Below are 20,727 nucleotides of genomic sequence, written 5' to 3'. Positions count from 1 at the left end.
AACCGGCCGGAGCCCGCGGAACCGAATTACTTCAGTTCGACGGTCGCGCCGGCAGCTTCGAGCTTCTTCTTCAGCTCTTCGGCTTCCGCCTTGCTGGCGCCTTCCTTGACGGCCTTCGGCGCGCCTTCGACCAGCGCCTTGGCTTCGCCCAGGCCCAGGCCGGTGATCGCGCGGACTTCCTTGATCACGTTGATCTTCTGGCCGCCGTCGCCGGTCAGGATGACGTCGAACTCGTCCTTTTCTTCAGCGGCGGGAGCAGCGGCGCCCGCGCCACCCGGAGCGGCAACCGCAACGGCAGCAGCAGCCGAAACGCCCCACTTTTCTTCGAGCAGCTTCGAAAGTTCAGCAGCTTCCAGAACGGTCAGCGCCGACAGGTCTTCAACGATCTTTGCAAGATCAGCCATTTTCATTCTCCATCAGAACCGGGAAAGCCCGGTGAATTGTTACGGTAGGTAAAAGTTTATGCCGCTTCCTTGGCGCCATAGGCACCAAAGACCCGCGCCAGCTGACCAGCCGGGGCTGCCGCAATCTGGGCGACCTTTGTGGCCGGAGCCTGGAGCAGGCCGACAAGCTTGCCACGCAGTTCGTCAAGCGACGGCAGCGATGCAAGCGCCTTCACGCCTTCCACGTCGAGGACCACATCCCCCATGCCGCCACCAACGATTTCAAGCTTGTCGTTGGTCTTGGCAAATTCCACCGCGATCTTTGCAGCCGCGACCGGATCGGTCGAGCTGGCGATTGCCGTGGGGCCGGTCAGCAGATCGCCGATACCGGTGTAGGAGGTGCCATCGAGCGCGATCTTGGCCAGGCGGTTCTTCGTGACCTTGAAGCTTGCACCCGCGGTCCGCATCTGCTCGCGAAGCACCGTCGACTGGGCGACGGTAAGACCCAGGTTGCGAACAATCACAACCGAGGCTGCATTCGACAGCGTAGCGTTCAGCGAGGATACGGCTTCGGCCTTTTCAGCACGATCCATGCCTGTTTCTCCACTCATGCCCGGTTGCAGGCAACCGGGCCGCTAACACACGCAAAAGCCATGCGGGACGTATCCCGCCTGTCCTTCACGCAACGATGTCCGATGGGGTCGGTCAAGCCGCTGGCGCCTGCACAAGCAGGCGGGCGACCGATAAAAGACTGTCCCCGTCTCGGCTGGAAATTAAGAAGGGCATATTCCCCTCACCAACTGTCTCGGACGGAGCTGTCACGGCCGAGACCGCGACAACACGAACGCGCACATAGCGGCGGCGCGTGTAGAGTCAAGCTTTCCTTGGATTGCCATCGGCTCACGCGCGCGCACGGATCGACCAGCAGGCGATGGGTACATGGACGGTGTCGCCATCGATATAGCGATCGAATGCCGGTAGCACTCTGGCAAGGATCGAGCCCCGCTCCGCCGGATCGAACTGCGCCAGAAACAGCCCGAGCGGCCCCATGTTGGCGACATAGTCGGCAAGCGCCGGCGTCGGCAGGGTGCAAGCAAAATCGATCGGTTCGATCACGATGTCCGACCACCCGGCATCCCACAGAAATCCGAGGACGCGCTCGTTGCTGGCGAAAGCAAACTGGCCCGGCGCATTCGGGTCGGGTGCCGGCATCGCCGGCAGAATCGGGGCCGCCGCACGCCAGGCAGTGGTCATAAAGTCGTTTTCCCGGGCGCTGCGCCACGCCACCGCGTGAAGCACCCCCTTGGGGACCATAGCCGCGCGGATGTTTGCGAACGCGGCGACGCTGTCCGAAAAAAACATCACCCCGAATCGGGAAATCGCCATGTCAAACGCTTCGGTCGGAAAATCATACTCCTCGGCGTCCCCCTCCTCGAAACGCACCGGCAGTCGTTCGGCGGCCGCGCGCTTCCGCGCCCGGGCGATCATCCGGGCTGAAATGTCGACACCCAGCACGTCCCCGCCGACGCCAAGCCGCTGCGCGGCCGCGAGCACGGTCGCCCCGGTTCCGCAACCGATGTCGAGAAGGCGGTGTGGGCTCGCCTCGCCGACCGCATCGGCCAGATAATCGGCGACCGGCGCGAACAATGCGTCGAGCATTTCCTGTTTCGCTACCCATGTTTCTCCCGCTGGCCCATTCCAGAGCGCCGGCTGGTCGATGGGCGCTATTTTCACGTCGGTCATGATGATCTTTTCCTTGTCTTCGCGAATCGATCACACCATTCTGCCACTTCAAGTCGACTTGAGGTCAAGCATGGCTGCACTGGACATTGCCGAAGTTGCCCGACGCTCCGGAGTTCCGGCATCAACGCTACGCTATTATGAGGAAAAGGGCTTGATCGCCTCGATCGGCAGGCGCGGGCTGCGGCGCCTGTTCGATCCCGCGATTCTCGACCGGCTCGCGCTGATCGCGCTTGGCCGCGCCGCCGGTTTTTCGCTCGGCGAGATGGCAGGCATGTTTACGCCCGAGGGCGCACCCAGGATCGACCGTGCCGCGCTTGCGGCGAAGGCCGACGACATCAATCGCACGATCCGCCGTCTCGCGGCGATGCGCGACGGGCTTCGCCATGCGGCGGCATGCCGCGCGCCGAGCCATATGGAGTGCCCGACATTCCGCAAAATATTGAAAGCTGCTGCCGGCAGAGCTTTCACCCCGCCCGTGCACCGCATCAACCGTTGATCAATTGTTGATCCACCGGACAATTCGGCCTCTTGTCAAAATTGACACAAGATATATCTTAGACACATCGAATCGCACGAAGGAGTTTGAGATGCGACATGGAATGAACCGGCACGGGTGCGACGAGCGCCATGCCATGCACCGCGCGATACGGCAGGCGATGCGCCACGGAATGCACCGCGGCGGGCGCGGGTTCGGTGGTGGCGGCTTTGGCGGGCGCCACGGGTATAACGACGATGGCGGCGCACGACGGCGGCGCATGTTCGACAGCGGCGAGCTGCGACTCGTGCTGCTCAAGCTGATCGCCGACGAACCGCGCCACGGATATGACCTGATCCGCCAGATCGAGGAACTGACCGGCGGCGCCTATGCGCCGAGCCCCGGCGTGATCTATCCCACCCTCACCCTGCTCGACGACATGGGGCTGATCGAGGCGCAGCAGAGCGAAGGCGCAAAGAAGCTGTTCGCGATCACCGACGCTGGCCGCGCCGAAATCGAAACCAACGCCGCACTCGCCGAACGGCTGATCGCACGCCTGACCGAAATCGGCGAGGAACGCCAGCGCACCGACAGCGCCTCGGTCCGCCGCGCGATGGGCAATCTGAAGGCGGTGCTGATGAACCGGCTGGGCGACCGCGACCTCGAAGAAGCCACGCTGCACGAGATCGTCGCGCTGATCGACGAGGCGGCGCAGAAGATCGAGCGCCTGTCATGACGAGCCTGTCCGCCCACGTCCCGACCGCCCACGCGAGTAGATATCTGCAGCAATTGTGCAAACATTGGCAGCATAATCTGGCGGTCGAATTTACGCCAGAGCACGGCACCGTTACCTTTCCCAAGGATGCGCGCGGCGCCACCTGGACGGGCGATGCGCTCGTCACTTTCGATGCGGGCACCGACGCGCTGTCGGTCCGCATCGACGCAAGCAGCGACGCGCACGCCGAAGCGATGACGGGCGTCGTCGCACGCCATCTCGACCGATTCGCCTTTCGCGAAGCCCCGCTGGCATTCGATTGGAATCCCGCCTGAAACCTCGCACCGCCATCGGACGAACCGCGCTTTTCGCGCTTATGGAACGCACGTCGGCGGTGGCACGTTGAACCGGCGCCGCCTCCTCCCGGCGGTCGCTACGAAGAAAGGAATCTCTGTGTCCGAGCCCCAAGGCTTGCTTTGCCCGACCTGCCGCGTGAATTTGACGATGTCGGAACGTCAGGGGATCGAGATCGATTATTGCCCGCAATGTCGCGGCGTATGGCTCGATCGCGGCGAACTCGACAAGATCATCGAGCGCAGCGAAGCCGCGAGCGCCGGTGCACCGCGCGCGCCAGCTCCGCCGCCGCCTGAATATCGCGAACGCGGCTACGACGACCGTCACTACGGCAAGCCTTACAAGAAGAATTACAAGAAGAGCTTCCTCAGCGAACTGTTCGACTGACGACCGCGTTTCGGCGGGCATAGAGGAAGTAGACGCCCAATCCGCCGATATTCCAGACGACGAACCAGAGCTGCGTCTGCGCCGGCAAGCTGAAGAAGAGATAGATGCAGCCGAGCACGGCGATGCCGCCGACCACCCACGGCAGCGGCGTGCGGAACGTGCGCGGCGCGTCGGGGGCGCGGCGACGCATTATCAGCATACACACCGACACCGCGGTAAAGGCGGCGAGCGTCCCGGCGTTGGCGAGTGCCGCGAGTTCGCCGAGCGGAATGAAGCCCGCCAGCACCGCGACGACGATCGCGGTGAAAATGGTGATGCGTACGGGCGTGCCCCGCGCAGAGAGCTTCGCAAGGCCCGCAGGCAGCAAGCCGTCCCGCGCCATGGTGAAGAAGATACGGCTCTGCCCATAGAAAAAGGCGAGGATCACAGTCGGCAGCGCGATGACCGCCGAGACCGCGAGATATTGCGCGGCGAGCGGACTGCCGAGTTCGCGCAGGATAAGCGCGAGCGGTTCGGGGCTGTTCGCGAAGCGTGTATAGGCGATTGCGCCGACCGCGGCGACCGCGACGGCGATATAGATGGCGACGCAAGCGACCATCGATCCGACGATGCCGATCTTGAGATCGCGGTCGGGATTCTTCGCTTCCTCGGCCGCGGTCGCGATCGCGTCGAAGCCGTAGAAGGCGAAAAAGATGATCGCCGCCGCCGCCATCACCCCGCGCTCGACGCCATCGGGGCCCATATGCTTGGCGAAGCCATAGGGACTGAACGGTTCGAGATTGGCGGCGTTGAAGGCGGGCAATGCGACCGCGACGAAGACGACAAGCGCGACGATCTTGACCAGCACGAGCAGCGCGTTGAGCGTCGCGCTCTCACGCGTGCCGACGAGCAGCAGCCCCGCAACGACGGCGATGATCGCAATCGCCGGCAGGTTGACGATGCCGCCAAGCTCCGGCCCCTGCATGAGCGCCATCGGAAAGCCCGCCCACGCCTCGAGCAGCGGCGCGGCATAGCCCGACCAGCCGACCGCGACCGCGCTCACCACGAGCGAATATTCGAGGATCAGGCTCCACCCGACGATCCACGCGAGCAGCTCGCCGATGACGACATAGGAATAAGTATAGGCGCTGCCCGAGGCGGGGATCATCGTCGCCATTTCGGCATAGGCGAGCGCGGCGCAGGCGCAGATCAACCCGGCGACGGCGAAGGAGAGGATGACCGCGGGGCCCGCCTTGTCGGCGCCGACGCCGATCAGCGTCAAAATGCCCGTTCCGACGATCGCGCCGACCCCCAAGGCAATCAGATGCGGCCAGCCGAGCGTTCGCGCCAGTGCCTGCTCCCCCTCCTGCCGTTCCGGCACGATCGGTTTGCGGCGGAAAAGGCTATCGGTCATGCGGTGGGCTCTCCCTTGGGACCTATGTTGCTTTGCGCTGCTTGTAAGCGCGCGCAGCGTCAACGCAAGACGCGGCGGACGGGCTGGCGATGACCGGCGGCTTTGGGTTGGTTTTCAGACGTCCCCTATAACCGTGGCCCCCGCGACGGCGAGGCGACGGCCAGGTTCGGTCGAAAAGCCGACGTTACCGTCTTTCAAGCCAGCGCTTCGATTGCCTCCGCCAGCTTTGCGTCGCGTTCGGACAAGCCATCGGCGTCGTGCGTCGTCAGCAATATGTCGACGCGATTATATACGTTCGACCATTCGGGATGATGGTCCATCTTTTCGGCGACGATCGCGACGCTCGCCATGAAGCCGAAGGCCCGCGCGAAATCGTCGAATTTGAACTGGCGCGTGATCGCGTCGCGCGACGGTTCGTGCCTCCATTCGGGAAAGCGGGCGAGCAACGCGGCGCGCTGGGTGTCGTCGAGCCTCTGGACCATCTTCTTTCTCCCGCTGGTCAATGTCGTGCGCCCGCCATAAGGAAGGGCGCGATGAGCGACAAGAGCAGCCTGCCAGCCGGATGGACCGGCACCGCCCCCGACGCCGACGCGCTGTTCGCGATGGCCGAGGCCGCGCTCGCAACCATGCCCGATGTGTTCAAGCCACATATCGAGGGGGTGGTAATTTCGATCGAGGAATTCGCCGACGACGACGTGCTCGCCTCGCTCGACATCGAGCACCCCTATGATCTCACCGGCCTGTACGAAGGCCGCCCGCTGACCGAGCGCAGCATCGGCGAAAGCGGCGGGATGCCCGACCGCGTCACCCTCTATCGCATTCCCATCCTCGTCGAATGGATCGAGACGGGCGAAAAGCTCGAATGGCTGGTGCGCCATGTCCTGATCCACGAGATCGGCCATCATTTCGGCTTTTCGGACGAGGATATGCACGCGCTGGAGCGCATGGCGTGAGCGCGCCTCCGCGCACGGGTGGCGTGAGCGAGCTTTTGCGGCTCGACGACGTCGCTTGCATCCGCGGCGACCGGTTACTGTTCGATGGGCTGTCACTGACGTTGAATCGCGGCGATGCGGTGTGGCTGCGCGGGCCCAATGGCGCGGGCAAGTCGAGTCTGATCCGCCTTGCCGCCGGGCTGCTGCGCCCCGCCGCAGGGACAATCGAGCGCCGCGAGCGTGTCGCGCTGATCGATGAGGCCGCGGCGCTCGACGCCGAACTGCCGCTACGCCGCGCGCTCGATTTCTGGGCGCGGGTCGATACGGTCGACGGGCATGCGGTCGACCGCGCGATGGCCGAGATGGCGCTGGCGCCGCTTGCCGAGGTTCCCGTGTCGATGCTCTCGACCGGCCAGCGCAAGCGCGCCGCGATGGTGCGCGTGATCGCGAGCGGAGCGCCGATCTGGCTGCTCGATGAACCCGCGAACGGGATGGACGACGCCGCGCAGGCACGGTTGGTGGCGGCAATTGCCCGACACCGCGGCAATGGCGGGACAGTGATGTTTGCATCGCACTTCGCGCTCGGTATCGCCAACCTCGCCGAACGCGATATGGGCGCGCCCGCTTGACCGCGCTCATCGCTCTCTTCTGGCGCGACTTGCAACGCGCGTGGGGCAGCGGGGCGCTGTGGTTGCCGGTGATGTTTTTCCTGCTTGTCGCGACCGCCTTTCCTTTCGCGGTAGGGCCGGACGCGCCGCTGCTGCGCCGCGCAGGCGGCGGCATGGTGTGGGTTGCGGCTTTGCTGGCGGCGCTGCTGCCGATCGACCGGCTGGTGCGACCCGACCGCGAGGCGGGCGTGCTCGACCAGCTTGCGGTGCGAGGTTTCGCCGACGAGCTGATCGCGGCGGTCAAGATCGCTGCGCACGCCGCCGGCTTTGGGCTGCCGCTGATGATCGCCTTGTTCCCCGCGTCGGCGCTGCTGGCGCAGGATGCGGAGCGCGTCGTACTGCTCGCGACGGGGATCGCGATTGCCATCCCGGCACTGGCCTCGCTCGCGGTACTGAGCGCAGCGCTGACCGCGAACCACAAGGGCGGCAGCGCGGTCGGCGGACTGCTTGTCCTGCCGCTCGCGGTGCCGATGCTGATTTTCGGCGCAGGAATGCTCGACCCTTCGGGGCGCGGCGCAATCAAGCTGCTGGCCGCAGTCAGTCTTCTGCTGACCGTGATCGGGCCGTTCGCGGCGGGTGCGGCGATGCGGGGGCTGCGCGAATGACGCGCCAGTCGCTTGCGCATATCGCGCTGGTCGTGCGCGATTACGACGAGGCGATCGACTTTTATGTCGGGACGCTTGGTTTCAAACTCGTCGCCGACGATTATCAGCCGGCGCAGGACAAGCGCTGGGTGCTCGTCGCGCCGCCGGGCAATCCCGAAGGCGGCGCAACGATCCTGCTCGCACGCGCGGCGAATGAGGAACAGGCGAAATTCGTCGGCGACCAGTCGGGCGGGCGCGTCTTCCTGTTCCTGCAAACCGACGATTTCGCCCGCGATTACCAGCGCCTGCTCGACAAGGGCGTGCGGATCGAGCGCGAACCGCTGGAAGCCGACTATGGCACCGTCGCGGTCTTCCTCGACCTTTATGGCAACAAGTGGGATTTGATCGAGTTTCGTCGGTCGGCCTGATTACCGACGCGCGAAAGTTGACGAAGTTGACGGCCCCATGCGCGCGCGAACAAGGCGATAGACGCGACGGTGATCGATGGACCAGGGCTTTGGTATCGGCGTCATCCAACAGCGTAGATCATGCCGATATTTTTAGGAAAGCGATTTATGGCGGATGACGGCATTCGGCTGTTAGTGGCCGTCCCTTATATCGTCATCCCGGCCTTGATCCGGGATCCATTCCTTCAACGCTGCGAGAATGGATTCCGGATCAAGTCCGGGATGACGAATATTGGGGAGCATCCGCTTCCCACCCCAAAGCCGCGGCCTCAACGCAGCGTCATCGTATCCCCTTCGACATTCACCGCGTCGAGCTTCGCCAGAAAGCTCTGCCCTAGAAGCGACACCCCCATGTCGGCGTCGATCACCGCCGCCGGAACCTGCCGCACCTCGATCCCTTCGACCACCACGCTGCCCAGCGTCACCGTGCGCATCGGCACGTCGCCGCCCGCGGTGCGCGCCGTGCCGCCGACCGGCAGGCTGTCGACGTCGATCCCGATTGCCTCGGCATCGCGCCGCGTCAGCGCGACGATCGACGCGCCGCTGTCGACCAGCATCCGGATGTTGGTGCCGTCGACCTCGGTATCGGCATAGAAATGCGAATCGCCGGCCCGGCCAAGCCGCACTTCGCCGCCCAAGCCCCTTGCGGCCGGCGCCGAAGGCCCCGACGACCAGGTGCTGCGCTTGCCGCGCTGCGTCGTCCAGTTGCTATTGTCCTGCGTTTCTGCCGCAGCCCGCGCACCGTCCGCATCACCGGATGATCGGCTGGCGACGCTCGCCACACCGACCGACACCGCCGTGATGGCGACCGCCAAGCCAAGATACCGCCCGATCATGGGCGGTTTGTCGCAGATTGGGGTTGGAAATTGGTTAAGTGGGCTCGCGCTGCTCGATGAACGCGCGCCACGTCGGCGCGTCGCCGCGGATGCTATAGGCGATCCGCGCGCAGGCGTAAGGACGCCCGGGGCGATTGTCGGCCTCGCGCGCCGTCGACGGCCACACGCCCTCACCACCGGCAGACCAGCAGATCAGCGCCTCGGCCTCTTGCCCCGCCTCGATCGCCTCGCGCTCGGCGGCGCTCATCGATGCGGGCGCATCCCAGCCGAGGATCGCGCTATGCGTCGCGCCCTTGGAGAAAAGGGCATCAAGAAACGGACTGTCGCGATCGACGAGCAGGCTCCTGATGCGTTCGCGATCGGCCGCCGCCAGCCACTTTCCGCCGAACATCGCTCCCCACCGCGCCTCGTCGCGCGAGCGCAGGGCGTCGGCGAGTTCGCCGGCGGCCGCCTCGAAACGCGGCGTCCAGACCGACTCCCTAGCAAGCGGCGCCAGCGCGGCAGCAGGCGCGGGCGCTTCGGGCTCGACGGGCAACAGCGACGTCGGCGCCGCAGCGGCGACGGCGGACAGAAAAGCGGCGGCGAGCGCCGAAGAGATCAGCATGGCGCGCATGGCCGCCAATCTAGCAGCAAAGGCTGCACCTGTCATGAACCCGCGGCGAGCCCTTCGCGCATCCATGCCGGCGCCTCGGCGGCATCAATATCCTCCACCCGCCGATGCTCGACCGACCAGCCGAGTTCGGGATAGGCGATCATCTGCCTTTTTTCATCGGCCTCGGCGATCGGCACGACGACGATCCGCCGATTGACCTTCTGCCGCCAGTTCATCCGCGCCGTATTTTCCTGCCCGACGTAACACCCCTTGGCAAAACTGACCCCGTTCAGTTCGGCGGCATTGCATTCGAGCCACAGCGTCGCTCCGTCGCCGAGCTCGGCGCGCCCTTCGGCAACGCCGAGCGCCAGCCGGTGCGCGCGCCACGCGGCGTCGGCGCCCTCGCCTTCATCCGCCGGCGCCAGCCATCGCTGGCCGAGCCCGGCCAGCCGCGGATCGACGACGCCAAGGTCGCCCGCGGGCGCCCAATGCACCGCCAGTTCGGGCTCCAACGCGATCGTGATCGCGCGGCGCAGGCGATAGAGGGTCAGCCGCTTAACCAGCGCTTCCGCCGCATCGCGCTCGCAATCGATCAATATGTCCGACGACCCCGAGCCTGGTCGAGGGGCGGCCCAGATCAGGAAGTCGAACAGCGCCTTGCCCTGCGCGGTGAGCAGCGCCGCCCACGCCGGCAAATTGCCCGACGTGTCGTTGGTGACGAGTCCTTGCAGGAAACCGCGGACGTCCTCCCCCGAGAGACGGATGAGGGCACGGTCGTGAAGGGTGGTATTAGCCATGGCGATAATCTAGGGACCCGGCAGCCAAAACCAACCCGCAAGTTGATGAGTCCGACATGACCGACCGCCTGACGATCCGCCGCCCCGACGACTGGCACGTCCATCTGCGCGACGGCGCGATGCTCGAACATGTCGCGCAATATACCGCGCGCCAGTTCGCCCGCGCGATCGTCATGCCCAACCTGTCACCGCCGGTGACGACCGCCGAGGAAGGCCGGGCGTATCGCGACCGCATCAACGCCGCGGTGCCCGCCGGGCTCGACTTCACGCCGCTGATCGTCGCCTATCTGACCGACCACAGCAGCCCCGACGAAATGGCGCGCGGACACGCCGAGGGCGTCTTTACCGCCGCCAAACTCTATCCCGCGCACGCGACCACCGGCAGCGCGCACGGCGTCACCGACGTCGCGAACATCATGGGTGTGCTCGAGCGGATGCAGGACATCGGCATGCCGCTCCTCATCCACGGCGAAGTCACCGACCATGACGTCGACATTTTCGACCGCGAGGCGGTGTTCATCGAACGCACGCTCGCGCCGCTGGTAAAGACGCTGCCCGGCCTCAAGATCGTCTTCGAACATATCACCACGGCAGAAGCCGCGCAGTTCGTCGCGGGCGCCCCCGCCAATGTCGCCGCGACGGTCACTCCGCAGCATCTCCACATCAACCGCAACGCGATGCTCGTCGGCGGCATCCGTCCGCACGCTTACTGCCTGCCGGTGGCGAAGCGCGAGCATCACCGGCTCGCGGTGCGCAAGGCCGCAACCTCGGGCTCGCCCAAATTCTTCCTCGGCACCGACAGCGCGCCGCACGCGGTGCATACAAAGGAAGCCTCATGCGGCTGCGCGGGCATTTTCAACGCCCCCTATGCGCTCGAATCCTATATCAAGGCGTTCGACGAGGACGGCGCGCTCGCCCATTTCGAAGGCTTCGCCAGCGAACATGGCCCGCGCTTCTACGGCCTGCCGCTCAATACCGGCACGGTGACATTGGAACGCGCCGAGACGCTCGTCCCCGACCGCATCGGCGAAGTCGTCCCCTTCCACGCCGGCGAAACGCTGGGCTGGCGGCTGGCCTGAAAATCCTCCCTGTGGCGAAGCCATGGGGAGGACCGAACTCAAGCCACCTCGATCATCCGCTCGGCGCGCATCTTGCGCAGCATGTCGAAACTGAACACCGCGATGCTCGCCCAGATCAGGATGAAGCAGGCGAGCTGTGCGGGCTTCAGCGGTTCGTGGAAGACGAACAGGCTCAGGACGAACTGGAGCGTCGGCGCTAGGAACTGGACGAAGCCGAGCGCGGCGTAGCTCATCCGCCGCGCCGCGGTAGCAAAGAGCAGCAGCGGCACCGCGGTCACGACACCCCCCGCCATCAACAAGAGGCTGATGCCGCCGTCCGATCCGAAGCCGCGCCCGTCGCCCGCCCACAAATACCAGGCCGACACGGCAAGCGACGGCAAAAGCAGCACCGTCGTCTCGACCGATAGCCCGGGCAGCGAGCCCACCGGCACCACTTTCCGGATCAGGCCATAGATGCCGAAGGAAAAGGCCAGCGTCAGGCTGATCCACAGCGTATCGAGCGCGCCCGCGAGCAGGATCGCGACCCCTACCCCCGCGATCGCCACCGCCAATAGCTGCAGCTTCGACAGCCGCTCGCCGAGGAAGATCATGCCGAGCATCACATTGACCAGCGGGTTGAGATAATAGCCGAGGCTCGCCGCGAGCACATGGTCGGTGAAGATCGAATAGATATAGACGAGCCAGTTGACCGCGATCAGCAGCGAACTCGCCAGCAGCAGCCGCAGCGTCCGCCAATCTTTGAGCGCCGCCAGATATTCGCCGATCTGCCGGCGAAAGAGCATGATCAGGAAACAGAGCGGCAGCGACCAGATGATCCGCTGCGCCAGCACCTCGACCGGCGGAACGCTCGCGATCAGCTTGAAGAACAGCGGGACGAATCCCCAGATGCCATAGGCGGCCAGCGCATAGGGCAGCCCGCCCTGATTGCTCCCCGCGGGGGGCGGTGTCTGTGCCATGGCGCTCGACTTCTAAAGGATCAGATGATGCCGCCGCCGAGCATCAGGCGGATGACGCCGATGACGATGACGACGATATTGAGGTTCCGCCCGCTCGTCTTGTCCGACATCGCGCCGAGCGCGAGCCCGATGACGGCGAAAGGAATGATCACCCAGTTGGCCCAGCCGAGCAGCGGAATGAACGCAAAAACGGCCAGAACCAGAGCGATGGCGCCGATGATGAGCGATCCGATATTGAGCATGGACAGGGTTTTCGCACGCCGCCCGCGATGCGGCAAGAGCCTTTCGGTTCGTCGATGGATGCGCTCGCTTCATCTTGTTGCCTTGCGTTCATGCAACGCGACCGGGAGCCGGCTCGTTTTCTCCTCGAAGCGCCCGGCCCTCCAAAGGGACGGAGCGCGGAACCAGGAAAGGATTTATCATGCGTATCTTCACCAAAGGCCTGATGGGCGCGTTCGTCGCCGCCAGCGTCCTCGGCACCACGCCGCTCCACGCCGGCGTGACCACCCCCGCCAAGGCGCCGGGCTATCATGAATTCGAACAGTCGTCGGACTTTTATCGCAAGCGCAAGGATCGCCGCTATTATGCGCGTGACGAGCGCATCAATCGCGACACCCGCATCTGGCGTGACAACGACGGCCGCTATCGCTGCAAGAAGGACAATGGCACGACCGGCCTTCTGATCGGCGGCGCGGTCGGCGGCCTGGCCGGCCATGAAATCGCCGGCGGCGGCGACAAGCTGCTCGGTACCGTGCTCGGCGCCGCGGGCGGCGCGCTGCTCGGCCGCGAGATCGACCGCGACAAATATCGCTGCCGCTAAGTGAGACAGAAACCGTCTCGAGTGCGGGTTCGAGACCCCTCCACCCGTACACGCTGATGGCGAGGGCACCGGTTAACGCCGGTGCCCTCAAGCGTGTGCGCCTTGTCCCCCGGCCGTTCTTGTCCCACAAGCGTCGTCCACCGCTGCGGGAAAGAGACATATCATGCTGAACGGCCCCCTGCTCGTTACCGAGCGCCTGATCCTCCGCCCGCCCGCGGCGGAGGATTTCGACCCCTTTGCCGCGATGTGCGCCGAGGAAGAGACGATGCGTTTCATCGGCGGCGCCTGCCCGCGCTCGGCGGCGTGGCGCCAATGGTGCACGCTCGCGGGCGCGTGGCACATCCGCGGCTTTTCGATGTTCTCGGTGATCGAGCGCGACACCGGCGAATGGGTCGGCCGCCTCGGCCCGTGGGAGCCAGACGGCTGGCCCGCGCCCGAGATCGGCTATGGCGTCAGCGCGCGCTTCGCGGGCAAGGGCTATGCCTTCGAGGGCGCCGTCGCCGCCTGCGATTTCGCGGTCGAATTCCTCAAATGGCCCGAACTGATGCACAGCATCGACCCCGCGAACACGCGCTCGCAGGCGCTCGCGAAACGCCTCGGCGCGACCAACAGCGGCCCGACCCGCCTCCCCGCCCCGTTCGAGGACACGCCCGTCGATGCCTGGACGCAAAGCGCCGACGCGTGGCGCATCAAACGCAGGGAATTCCAGCCCTGACCGTGGCCGAATATGCAAAAGCGTCTCGCTCCGAGACAGGTTACGGCCAATAAAGCCCGCGCGTTAACGCATTTTATTTGGGCCTTTTTGACCAGGATCGGGCATTCCCGGTAAAGGATTAAGGGAGTGTTAGCGATGATCTTGCGCGGAAAATGGCTGGTTGCCGGTTTGCTGGTTGCGGCGGCGCCGCTCGGCGGATGCCGCGACAACCCCAATGCCAAGGCCGATCTCGCCCCGCTCGACGACGGGCTGACCAACGCCGACCCGGCGATCAAGGGCTCGCTGGAAGACAAGATCATGGTCGATCCGGCGCTCGCCGGCCAGTCGAACCGCAACGCCGTCGGCCCGGGCAACCGGCCGATCGACGGCGGCGTCCCCGGCGTCAGAAGCGGCAAGGCCGCGACCGCCGCCGAGGCCGCCGCGGCGCTCAAGGCCGGCAAGCTGCTCACCGCGCCCCGGGCGCTCCCGATGGAGGCCGGCTGCAACGGCTGCGAGGCAGAGGCGCGCCCGGTGACCATCGGCGCCCTCGCGCGCGACCAGCAAAAGGGCGGCGGCTGCGACGCCAAGCTCACCTACAGCAACGCGTGGGCGAACCGCCTGCCCGCCGCGTTCAAGGTCTACCCGCGCGCGACATTGCGCGAGGCGGCGGGGATCGCCGGCGGCAAATGCAATATCCGCGTCGTCAATTTCCAGACCGCCGCGTCGATGCAGGCGGTGCTCGACTATTATCACACGATGGCGATCCGCGCCGGCTACACCAGCGACCACCGCGTCAACGGCAACGAGCATATGCTCGGGGGTACCAAGGGCGATCTCGCCTATGTGCTGATGATGCGCCGCGACGGCGGGATGACCGACGTCGACCTCGTCGCCTCGGGCGGCAAATAAGCCTTATCCCGCGAACAACATGAAAAAGGCCCCGGGGAGAGGGATCCCGGGGCCTTTTTCCTTGCTTGCGTGACGAGCAAGCGGTCGGACCAAAGGGTCAGATCTTGTCGCCGAGCGCGCCCTGGACCTTGCCCTTCAGATTCTGGGCTTCGCCCTTGCGCTCCTGCGCCTCGCCTTCGGCGCGCAGACGCTCGTTGTCGGTCGCCTTGCCGGTCACCTGCTTCACATTGCCGGCGGCTTCGTTCGCGAGACCTTTGGCTTTTTCGGTGAGTTCACCCATGGCGTATCTCCTTGCTTTTGCAGAGGCGGAGGGGTGCGCCTCTTGCCGGACCAACGACGCGGCGGGGCATATGTTCCGCTGCTTGAGACGGACCGTTCGGGAGCGAGGATTACTGACCCGACGTCTGCTTTGGGGGTGGTGAGCTGTCGTTGCTCTCCTCCACTTCCGTCATCCCGGGCTTGACCCGGGATCCCGCTTTTTGGGGCGTCGACCGGTCTTCGGCATCAAGCTGGACCCCGGATCAAGTCCGGGGTGACGAATGAAGAGACGGCTACAATCGGTCGTTTCCTGACACTCGTTACAACGCGCCTGTCAAATCACGGGCCATGGCGGGTTCGGGGCGCAAGTCTTTGCCCTTGACCGCGGCGGCGTGGCGGGCGGCGACGGCGTTGCTGCCGGCCATGGTCAGGGCGAGCAGCCCGACGACGAGCGCGTCGGCGATCAGCAGCGGCCAGTCGAGGATCGCGGGGGCGAAGATCGCGCCGAAGCTGAGCGCATAGTGCGCGATCATCAGCGGCAATACGCCGGCAAGGAGCAGCAGCACGGTGCGCCAGAAGCTGCCTGCCATGATCCGCACCGAACGGATCGGGCCGATCGCGATATTGCCGAGCGTCCAGGCGACGGTCCATGCCATGAAATAGATGCCGGCGACGCTGCTGAACAAGACCAGCGCATAGCCGGTCCATTGCGCGGGCGTCCCGGAAAGGCCCATCAGGCCGGTCAGCGAGGGGCCAAAGAGCGTCCACCATTGCTGGAGCCCATTGAGCGCGAACAGGATGAGCCACAGCCCGATCGCGGGCCATTCGATGCGCGCGGCGCGCGCGGCGTCGCGGCCGAAGAGGATATAGCGCGTGAACCAATAGCCGGGCAGCAGCAGCGCGAGCGTCTTCGCAAAGCCGAATTGCAGCCGCAGCGGGTCTGCTTCGGCCGCCTTGGCGCCGGCGATGCCGTCGTACATGCCCGCGCGCCATTCGACGACATGCTGCGCGAGCTCGACCAGCACGGGGATGAGGAAGAGCAGCGGACAGGCGAACGCAAAGGCCCAGGCGCTGCGATAGACGGTGGCAATATCACTCTTCATCGGCCGGTCCCTCCGGGTCGAAGGCGATCAGGTCGCCTGGTTGGCATTCGAGCGCGCGGCAGATCGCGTCGAGCGTCGAGAAGCGGATCGCCTTCGCCTTGCCGGTCTTGAGCACCGACAGATTGGCGACGGTGATGTCGACGCGTTCGCTGAGTTCGGTCAGCGTCATCCGCCGCCGCCACAGCAGGTCGTCGAGCTGGATACGGATCGACATATCGGGGTTCCTAGATCGTCTGCTCGAGCTCTTCGCGCATCGCCGCGCCCTGTTCGAAGATGCGCGCGAGGACGAAGAGAAGGAGCACGGCGAGCCAGGCGGTGAGGCTGGGCTGCCAGCCGAAGACCTCACCGCTGATGCGCGACATTTCGAAAGACAGCCAGCCGTAGGCGGCGTCGATGACCTGCGTCGCGAGCAGCCACCAGCCGATCGCGCGGAGCCGCCGGGCGTTGTCGAGGGTGAAGGCCGCGCCCGCCTTCGTCGCGTCGATCATCGCGATCAGGCGCGTAAAGATCGCATGCGCGGCGATGGCGATCGGGATGCAGAGCAGGAGGGTGATGCGAAAGAGGTCGAGCATATAGCCGCCGTCGATCGCGGGCTTGGCGCCGGCGATCGCGTCGAGGACCAGATCGGGCCGCAGGCTGATCGCGACCAGTGCGATCATGAATAGCGCGAGGAAGGCCCAGTTCAGTATATTCAATCCGATGAGTAGGCGGCGGCTCCATTGCAACATCGCGAATCCCCCTTCGATTATCGATACGGTGCATATCGATAATCGATAAAATCTGTATTGCAAGGCGATAATCGGGGTGTCGGGTTGGGGCTGAAATGCCGCTCACCCATCGCGTCAGGAGGGGCATGTTTCAGAGCGCGGCCGGGCATGGAAAAGGGCGCGGAAGCGATGCTTCCGCGCCCTGAGCTTTTGAAGCCGAAGCGGCTTAGTTGGCCGGCTGTTCGGCCGCCGCGTCGGCGGCAACGGCCGCATCGGCCTGCGGTGCCGGTTCGCCCGTCGCCTGTGCGACGGCGGCGGCGAACTGTTCGGCGGTATAGGCCGCGGCGAGGCCAGCGGGCGACATCAGGAAAGCGCTGCGCGGCAGGCTGACGTCGTCGCCGCCGGGGGTGGTCACGATGACCACATCGGCGCTGACCGATTTGACCTTGCCGAGCACGGCGGCGCCCTTGAGGCTGCGGACGTCGGCACCCGCGACGAGCGCGGCGGCGACCGCGGCGTCATCGGCGGCGGCGGCGGTGTTCACTTGCTGCATCGCGGCGGCGAACTGTTCGGCGGTGAAGCTGGTCGCGAGACCCGCCTGGCCGATGAAGAAGGCATTGCGCGGCAGCTTCACATCGCCGGACGGGGTGGTAAGCACAACGCCGTCGGCGGCGACGAGCTTGACCTTGCCGAGAATGGCCTGACCATTGACGCCGCGGACGTCGGCGCCGGGCTGGATCGCGGCGGTGAGCTTGGCTTCGTTGCCGGCCGCGGCCTGATCGACCGCGGCGACGACCTGCGCCCGCGTGGCGCCGATCGTCGGGCCCTTTTCGAGCTGACCGAAGGAATTGGCGGGGAGGGTGACTTGCTTGCCTTCACCCAGATCGACGACGACATTGGCGCCCTGCGCGCTCGAGACGGTGCCGAGTTCGGCGCCCTCGGAATCGAAAACCTTGGTGCCGACCGAAAGGTCGACGGTCGCCGCGGCGGCGTCCTGCGCCATTGCGGGGGCGGCCACGACGGCCGCCATGCCGAGAGAGAAAGTTGCAACAAAGCCTGCGAGTTTCCGCATCGCTTGGGGTCTCCTTTGAGAAATGATGTTTGGAACGGATGAATCTTGAACGCGTATAAGCGGGCAAGGGCCACGCCAAGGCTGACGAACCGTGCAGAGGATGGGATGAGGCGAGCCATCGGCTGTCGGGAGCGAGGGTGGGGAGCCTTTCAAGGCTTTTGCCCTTCCACGACGGGAGGGGACGGCTGCTTTCGACCGGTTGCTGCCATTAAATCCTCCCTGTGGCGAAGCCATGGGGAGGGGGACCGCCGCCACAGGCGGTGGTGGAGGGGCCACGACGTTGCGCCATGAGCCCCTCCGTCAGCGCTTCGCGCTGCCACCTCCCCATGGCTTCGCCACAGGGAGGATATTTCCTCGTTCGTCACCCCGGACTTGATCCGGGGTCCCGCTTGATGCCGAAGACCGGTCGACGCCTCAAAAAGCGGGATCCCGGGTCAAGCCCGGGATGACGGAAGTGGAGAAGAGCAACGACAGCTCTCCACCCCAAAGCCGACATAAGAAAAGGGCCGGAGTTTCCTCCGGCCCTTCCCTAAGTCATATGCGCTTGCGATCAGGCGCCGGCGACGTCGGCCGTGTCGACCTTCACGCCGGGACCCATCGACGACGACAGTGCGACCTTGCGGACGTACTTGCCCTTCGCACCCGACGGCTTCGCCTTGACGATCGCATCGACAAAGGCGTCGAAGTTCTGGCGGAGCTTTTCCTCGCCGAACGACAGCTTGCCGAGGCCGGCGTGGATGATGCCGACCTTTTCGACGCGGAATTCGATCTGACCGCCCTTGGCGGCCTTCACGGCTTCGGCGACGTTCGGGGTCACGGTGCCCAGCTTCGGGTTCGGCATCAGGCCCTTGGGGCCCAGCGTCTTGCCGAGGCGGCCAACGATGCCCATCATGTCCGGCGTCGCGATGACGCGGCCATAGTCGAGGTTGCCCGCGAGCATGTCTTCCATCAGGTCTTCGGCACCGACCTTGTCGGCACCGGCGGCCAGCGCCTTTTCGGCATTGTCGCCGCGCGCGAACACGGCGACCTTGACGTCCTTGCCGGTCCCCGCGGGCAGCGTGACGACGCCGCGGACCATCTGGTCGGCGTGGCGCGGATCGACGCCCAGGTTCATCGCGATTTCGAGCGTTTCGTCGAACTTGGCGGTCGCCAGTTCGCGCACCAGCTTGATCGCTTCGTCGACGCCGTGGAGCTTCAGCGCATCGACCTTGCCCTCGAGGGCCTTCTGCTTCTTGGTCAGCTTAGCCATGGGTTCAGCCCTCCGTCACTTCGAGGCCCATCGAGCGGGCGCTGCCTTCGATGATCTTCGTCGCCTGTTCGAGATCGTTCGCGTTGAGATCCTTCATCTTGATCTCGGCGATTTCGGTCAGCTTCGAACGGGCGATCTTGCCGCCGCTGATCTTGCCGGGTTCCTTCGAACCCGACTTGAGGTTCGCAGCCTTCTTGATCAGATAGGTCGCCGGGGGCGTCTTGGTGACGAACGAGAAGCTCTTGTCCGCATAGACGGTGATGATGGTGGGCGTGGGCGTGCCCTTGTCCATGCCATCGGTCGCGGCGTTGAACGCCTTGCAGAATTCCATGATGTTGACGCCGCGCTGACCGAGCGCCGGCCCGAGCGGCGGCGACGGGTTGGCGGTGCCGGCGGGCACCTGCAGCTTGATGTAGCCGCTGATCTTCTTGGCCATGATGGCCTCCTTTCTTTCTGTCGCCCCGGACCGCGATCCAGAGCTCAAAATAAGCGGTCGAACAGAAGGGCATCACCCCTTCCTCCCGCGCGGAATCGCAACCTTGTCTGATGCGAAGCGGCGCCCATAAGACCAAAGGCGCCGAAAAACAAGCCTTATTGGGGGCGGTAGCGGATCAGGCCTTCCTGCGCGACGGTGGCCATCAGCGTGCCGTCGCGACGATAGATCGATCCGCGGCACAGCCCCCGATCGCCGCCCGTCCACGGGCTGTCCATCACGAAGACGAACCAGTCGTCGACGCGAACGTCGCCATGGAACCACATCGCATGATCGAGGCTGGTCGATACCATGCCGGGGGTCCAGAAGCTGACGCCGTGCGGCAGCATCGCCGACGACAAGAGCCCCATGTCCGACGCGAAAGCGAGAAAGCCGCGGTGGAGCAGCGGGTCGTCGCCGATCGGCGACGCGACGCGGAACCACTGATAATGCTGCGTCGCCTTTTCGGCGGCGGGCGGCCGAAAGCTGCGCACTTCGAACGGGCGGCTGCGCGCCATATGCGCGAGCTGGCGGTCCGATATATGCGGATCGGCCGCGATGAAGTCGGTGAAATCCCAACACTCCTCGGGCGGCAGCAGCTCGGGCATCGGAACCTGATGCGACAGCCCTTCCGCGGGCAGCTGGAACGAGGCGGTCAGGTTGAAGATCACCTTGCCGTCCTGGCGCACGACGACGCGGCGGTTCGAAAAGCTGCGCCCGTCGAAGTCGCGGTGGAGGCGGAAGTGCAGCGGCTTCGTCTCGTCGCCGCCGCGCAGGAAATAGGCGTGCAGCGAATGCACCTGCTTGTCGGGATCGACCGTGCGCGCGGCGGCGGTCATCGCCTGCGCGATGACCTGCCCGCCGAAAATCCGGTCGCGCGAGGTCGTCGGCCGCGCGGGAAAGGTGAATTCGTCGTCGAGCCCCGGCACCGCGTCGAGGTCGAACAGCCGCGCCACAGCGCCGACGACTTTGTCGGCGGGCGTGCTGCTGTTGATTTCGCGCGCGAGATCGAGGCGCGCCTGCAGCTCTTCGGGCGTGAGGCTCATGCGCTATTCCCTCGGGTAGAGCCGCCCGCGCCCGTC

The 20,727-nt window shown here is 65.5% G+C and carries 30 protein-coding genes; 12 read left to right on the top strand and 18 right to left on the bottom strand.

The genetic code is table 11. The features are described from left to right. Window positions 1-26 precede the first annotated feature (26 nt). The 3 genes from rplL to E5675_RS07785 form a co-directional block, all read right to left on the bottom strand. The gene (gene rplL, locus E5675_RS07795) at window positions 27-404 is read right to left on the bottom strand and encodes a 50S ribosomal protein L7/L12 (protein ID WP_037557545.1); all 378 of its coding nucleotides are present in this window, start codon (window positions 402-404) and stop codon (window positions 27-29) included. Window positions 405-460: 56 nt separating this feature from the next. Beyond that, window positions 461-976, bottom strand: coding sequence for a 50S ribosomal protein L10 (gene rplJ / locus E5675_RS07790; RefSeq protein WP_136174022.1), 516 nt, complete (start codon window positions 974-976; stop codon window positions 461-463). A gap of 307 nt (window positions 977-1,283) precedes the next feature. After that, the gene (locus E5675_RS07785) at window positions 1,284-2,126 is read right to left on the bottom strand and encodes a class I SAM-dependent methyltransferase (protein ID WP_136174021.1); all 843 of its coding nucleotides are present in this window, start codon (window positions 2,124-2,126) and stop codon (window positions 1,284-1,286) included. Window positions 2,127-2,196: 70 nt separating this feature from the next. Between E5675_RS07785 and E5675_RS07780 the strand changes: the two genes are divergently transcribed. The 4 genes from E5675_RS07780 to E5675_RS07765 all read left to right on the top strand — a co-directional run bounded on the left by E5675_RS07780 (window position 2,197) and on the right by E5675_RS07765 (window position 4,057). Beyond that, the gene (locus E5675_RS07780; RefSeq protein WP_136174020.1) at window positions 2,197-2,622 is read left to right on the top strand and encodes a helix-turn-helix domain-containing protein; all 426 of its coding nucleotides are present in this window, start codon (window positions 2,197-2,199) and stop codon (window positions 2,620-2,622) included. A gap of 172 nt (window positions 2,623-2,794) precedes the next feature. Continuing rightward, complete coding sequence (locus tag E5675_RS07775) at window positions 2,795-3,337, top strand: PadR family transcriptional regulator (RefSeq protein WP_168707965.1); 543 nt, start codon at window positions 2,795-2,797, stop codon at window positions 3,335-3,337. Further along, window positions 3,334-3,651: a DUF2218 domain-containing protein gene (locus E5675_RS07770; RefSeq protein ID WP_136174019.1), complete on the top strand. Its 318-nt coding sequence runs from the start codon at window positions 3,334-3,336 to the stop codon at window positions 3,649-3,651. Before E5675_RS07775 ends, E5675_RS07770 begins: the two co-directional genes overlap by 4 nt. Window positions 3,652-3,820: 169 nt before the next feature. Continuing rightward, window positions 3,821-4,057 carry a zf-TFIIB domain-containing protein gene (locus tag E5675_RS07765; protein ID WP_247594828.1) on the top strand — a complete coding sequence of 79 codons (237 nt, stop codon included), beginning with the start codon at window positions 3,821-3,823 and terminating at the stop codon, window positions 4,055-4,057. Here E5675_RS07765 and E5675_RS07760 read toward each other — a convergent pair. Together E5675_RS07760 and E5675_RS07755 are read right to left on the bottom strand one after the other, a co-directional pair. Continuing rightward, window positions 4,038-5,450, bottom strand: a complete 1,413-nt coding sequence (locus E5675_RS07760) for an amino acid permease (protein ID WP_136174017.1) — start codon at window positions 5,448-5,450, stop codon at window positions 4,038-4,040. The genes E5675_RS07765 and E5675_RS07760 overlap by 20 nt on opposite strands. 194 nt (window positions 5,451-5,644) lie before the next feature. Next, a complete protein-coding gene (locus E5675_RS07755; RefSeq protein ID WP_136174016.1) occupies window positions 5,645-5,932 on the bottom strand; it encodes a 4a-hydroxytetrahydrobiopterin dehydratase in 288 nt (95 codons plus the stop codon). A 51-nt stretch (window positions 5,933-5,983) separates the two neighbouring features. Here E5675_RS07755 and E5675_RS07750 point away from each other — a divergent pair, with 51 nt between their 5' ends. Genes E5675_RS07750 through E5675_RS07735 form a run of 4 tightly spaced genes read left to right on the top strand, consistent with a single transcriptional unit; the run spans window position 5,984 to window position 8,062 of the window. Further along, on the top strand, window positions 5,984-6,403 hold the full coding sequence (locus E5675_RS07750; RefSeq protein ID WP_136174015.1) for a metallopeptidase family protein: 420 nt from the start codon (window positions 5,984-5,986) through the stop codon (window positions 6,401-6,403). 23 nt (window positions 6,404-6,426) lie between these two features. Continuing rightward, complete coding sequence (gene ccmA, locus E5675_RS07745) at window positions 6,427-7,011, top strand: heme ABC exporter ATP-binding protein CcmA (RefSeq protein WP_247594873.1); 585 nt, start codon at window positions 6,427-6,429, stop codon at window positions 7,009-7,011. Next, window positions 7,008-7,655, top strand: a complete 648-nt coding sequence (locus E5675_RS07740; protein ID WP_136174013.1) for a heme exporter protein CcmB — start codon at window positions 7,008-7,010, stop codon at window positions 7,653-7,655. Before ccmA ends, E5675_RS07740 begins: the two co-directional genes overlap by 4 nt. Further along, window positions 7,652-8,062 (top strand): VOC family protein, encoded by a 411-nt coding sequence (locus E5675_RS07735; protein WP_136174012.1) that lies wholly within the window; start codon window positions 7,652-7,654, stop codon window positions 8,060-8,062. Before E5675_RS07740 ends, E5675_RS07735 begins: the two co-directional genes overlap by 4 nt. Before the next feature lie 308 nt (window positions 8,063-8,370). Here E5675_RS07735 and E5675_RS07730 read toward each other — a convergent pair whose 3' ends face one another. Genes E5675_RS07730 through E5675_RS07720 form a run of 3 tightly spaced genes read right to left on the bottom strand, consistent with a single transcriptional unit; the run spans window position 8,371 to window position 10,326 of the window. After that, window positions 8,371-8,916, bottom strand: coding sequence for a TIGR02281 family clan AA aspartic protease (locus E5675_RS07730; RefSeq protein ID WP_247594827.1), 546 nt, complete (start codon window positions 8,914-8,916; stop codon window positions 8,371-8,373). A gap of 55 nt (window positions 8,917-8,971) precedes the next feature. Then, window positions 8,972-9,550 (bottom strand): hypothetical protein, encoded by a 579-nt coding sequence (locus tag E5675_RS07725; protein ID WP_136174010.1) that lies wholly within the window; start codon window positions 9,548-9,550, stop codon window positions 8,972-8,974. Window positions 9,551-9,582: 32 nt separating this feature from the next. Beyond that, window positions 9,583-10,326 (bottom strand): folate-binding protein YgfZ, encoded by a 744-nt coding sequence (locus E5675_RS07720; RefSeq protein ID WP_136174009.1) that lies wholly within the window; start codon window positions 10,324-10,326, stop codon window positions 9,583-9,585. 56 nt (window positions 10,327-10,382) lie between these two features. Here E5675_RS07720 and pyrC point away from each other — a divergent pair, with 56 nt between their 5' ends. Further along, on the top strand, window positions 10,383-11,405 hold the full coding sequence (pyrC, locus tag E5675_RS07715; RefSeq protein ID WP_136174008.1) for a dihydroorotase: 1,023 nt from the start codon (window positions 10,383-10,385) through the stop codon (window positions 11,403-11,405). 38 nt (window positions 11,406-11,443) lie between these two features. Here the strand turns inward: pyrC and rarD are convergent, their stop codons facing one another. Further along, window positions 11,444-12,361: an EamA family transporter RarD gene (rarD, locus tag E5675_RS07710; RefSeq protein ID WP_136174007.1), complete on the bottom strand. Its 918-nt coding sequence runs from the start codon at window positions 12,359-12,361 to the stop codon at window positions 11,444-11,446. Between the two features lie 20 nt (window positions 12,362-12,381). Further along, window positions 12,382-12,603, bottom strand: a complete 222-nt coding sequence (locus tag E5675_RS07705) for a hypothetical protein (RefSeq protein WP_136174006.1) — start codon at window positions 12,601-12,603, stop codon at window positions 12,382-12,384. 179 nt (window positions 12,604-12,782) lie between these two features. Between E5675_RS07705 and E5675_RS07700 the strand changes: the two genes are divergently transcribed. From E5675_RS07700 to E5675_RS07690, 3 genes are all read left to right on the top strand, one after another. Next, complete coding sequence (locus E5675_RS07700) at window positions 12,783-13,181, top strand: glycine zipper 2TM domain-containing protein (protein ID WP_136174005.1); 399 nt, start codon at window positions 12,783-12,785, stop codon at window positions 13,179-13,181. 163 nt (window positions 13,182-13,344) lie between these two features. Next, entirely contained in the window at window positions 13,345-13,896 is a 552-nt protein-coding gene (locus E5675_RS07695) for a GNAT family N-acetyltransferase (protein ID WP_136174004.1), read from the top strand. 135 nt (window positions 13,897-14,031) lie between these two features. Further along, complete coding sequence (locus tag E5675_RS07690) at window positions 14,032-14,784, top strand: hypothetical protein (protein ID WP_136174003.1); 753 nt, start codon at window positions 14,032-14,034, stop codon at window positions 14,782-14,784. A 97-nt stretch (window positions 14,785-14,881) separates the two neighbouring features. Here E5675_RS07690 and E5675_RS07685 read toward each other — a convergent pair whose 3' ends face one another. The 8 genes from E5675_RS07685 to E5675_RS07650 all read right to left on the bottom strand — a co-directional run bounded on the left by E5675_RS07685 (window position 14,882) and on the right by E5675_RS07650 (window position 20,691). Further along, entirely contained in the window at window positions 14,882-15,064 is a 183-nt protein-coding gene (locus E5675_RS07685; protein WP_136174002.1) for a CsbD family protein, read from the bottom strand. 298 nt (window positions 15,065-15,362) lie between these two features. Further along, entirely contained in the window at window positions 15,363-16,145 is a 783-nt protein-coding gene (locus E5675_RS07680) for a hypothetical protein (protein ID WP_136174001.1), read from the bottom strand. Further along, window positions 16,135-16,359 carry a helix-turn-helix transcriptional regulator gene (locus tag E5675_RS07675; RefSeq protein WP_136174000.1) on the bottom strand — a complete coding sequence of 75 codons (225 nt, stop codon included), beginning with the start codon at window positions 16,357-16,359 and terminating at the stop codon, window positions 16,135-16,137. The genes E5675_RS07680 and E5675_RS07675 overlap by 11 nt, the downstream gene beginning before the upstream one ends. 10 nt (window positions 16,360-16,369) lie before the next feature. Beyond that, window positions 16,370-16,873, bottom strand: a complete 504-nt coding sequence (locus E5675_RS07670; protein WP_136173999.1) for a DUF2975 domain-containing protein — start codon at window positions 16,871-16,873, stop codon at window positions 16,370-16,372. A gap of 205 nt (window positions 16,874-17,078) precedes the next feature. After that, the gene (locus E5675_RS07665) at window positions 17,079-17,924 is read right to left on the bottom strand and encodes a hypothetical protein (protein ID WP_210727622.1); all 846 of its coding nucleotides are present in this window, start codon (window positions 17,922-17,924) and stop codon (window positions 17,079-17,081) included. 550 nt (window positions 17,925-18,474) lie between these two features. Further along, the gene (rplA, locus tag E5675_RS07660) at window positions 18,475-19,173 is read right to left on the bottom strand and encodes a 50S ribosomal protein L1 (protein WP_037554039.1); all 699 of its coding nucleotides are present in this window, start codon (window positions 19,171-19,173) and stop codon (window positions 18,475-18,477) included. 4 nt (window positions 19,174-19,177) lie between these two features. Next, window positions 19,178-19,609, bottom strand: a complete 432-nt coding sequence (gene rplK / locus E5675_RS07655) for a 50S ribosomal protein L11 (protein ID WP_136173998.1) — start codon at window positions 19,607-19,609, stop codon at window positions 19,178-19,180. 155 nt (window positions 19,610-19,764) lie between these two features. Next, entirely contained in the window at window positions 19,765-20,691 is a 927-nt protein-coding gene (locus E5675_RS07650) for an acyl-CoA thioesterase II (protein WP_136173997.1), read from the bottom strand. Window positions 20,692-20,727: the final 36 nt, after the last annotated feature.

The sequence above is a fragment of the Sphingopyxis sp. PAMC25046 genome (assembly GCF_004795895.1).
Classification (GTDB): Bacteria; Pseudomonadota; Alphaproteobacteria; order Sphingomonadales; family Sphingomonadaceae; genus Sphingopyxis.
Note: the sequence above shows the minus strand (reverse complement) of the source record. Positions and strands in the feature narration are given on the sequence as shown.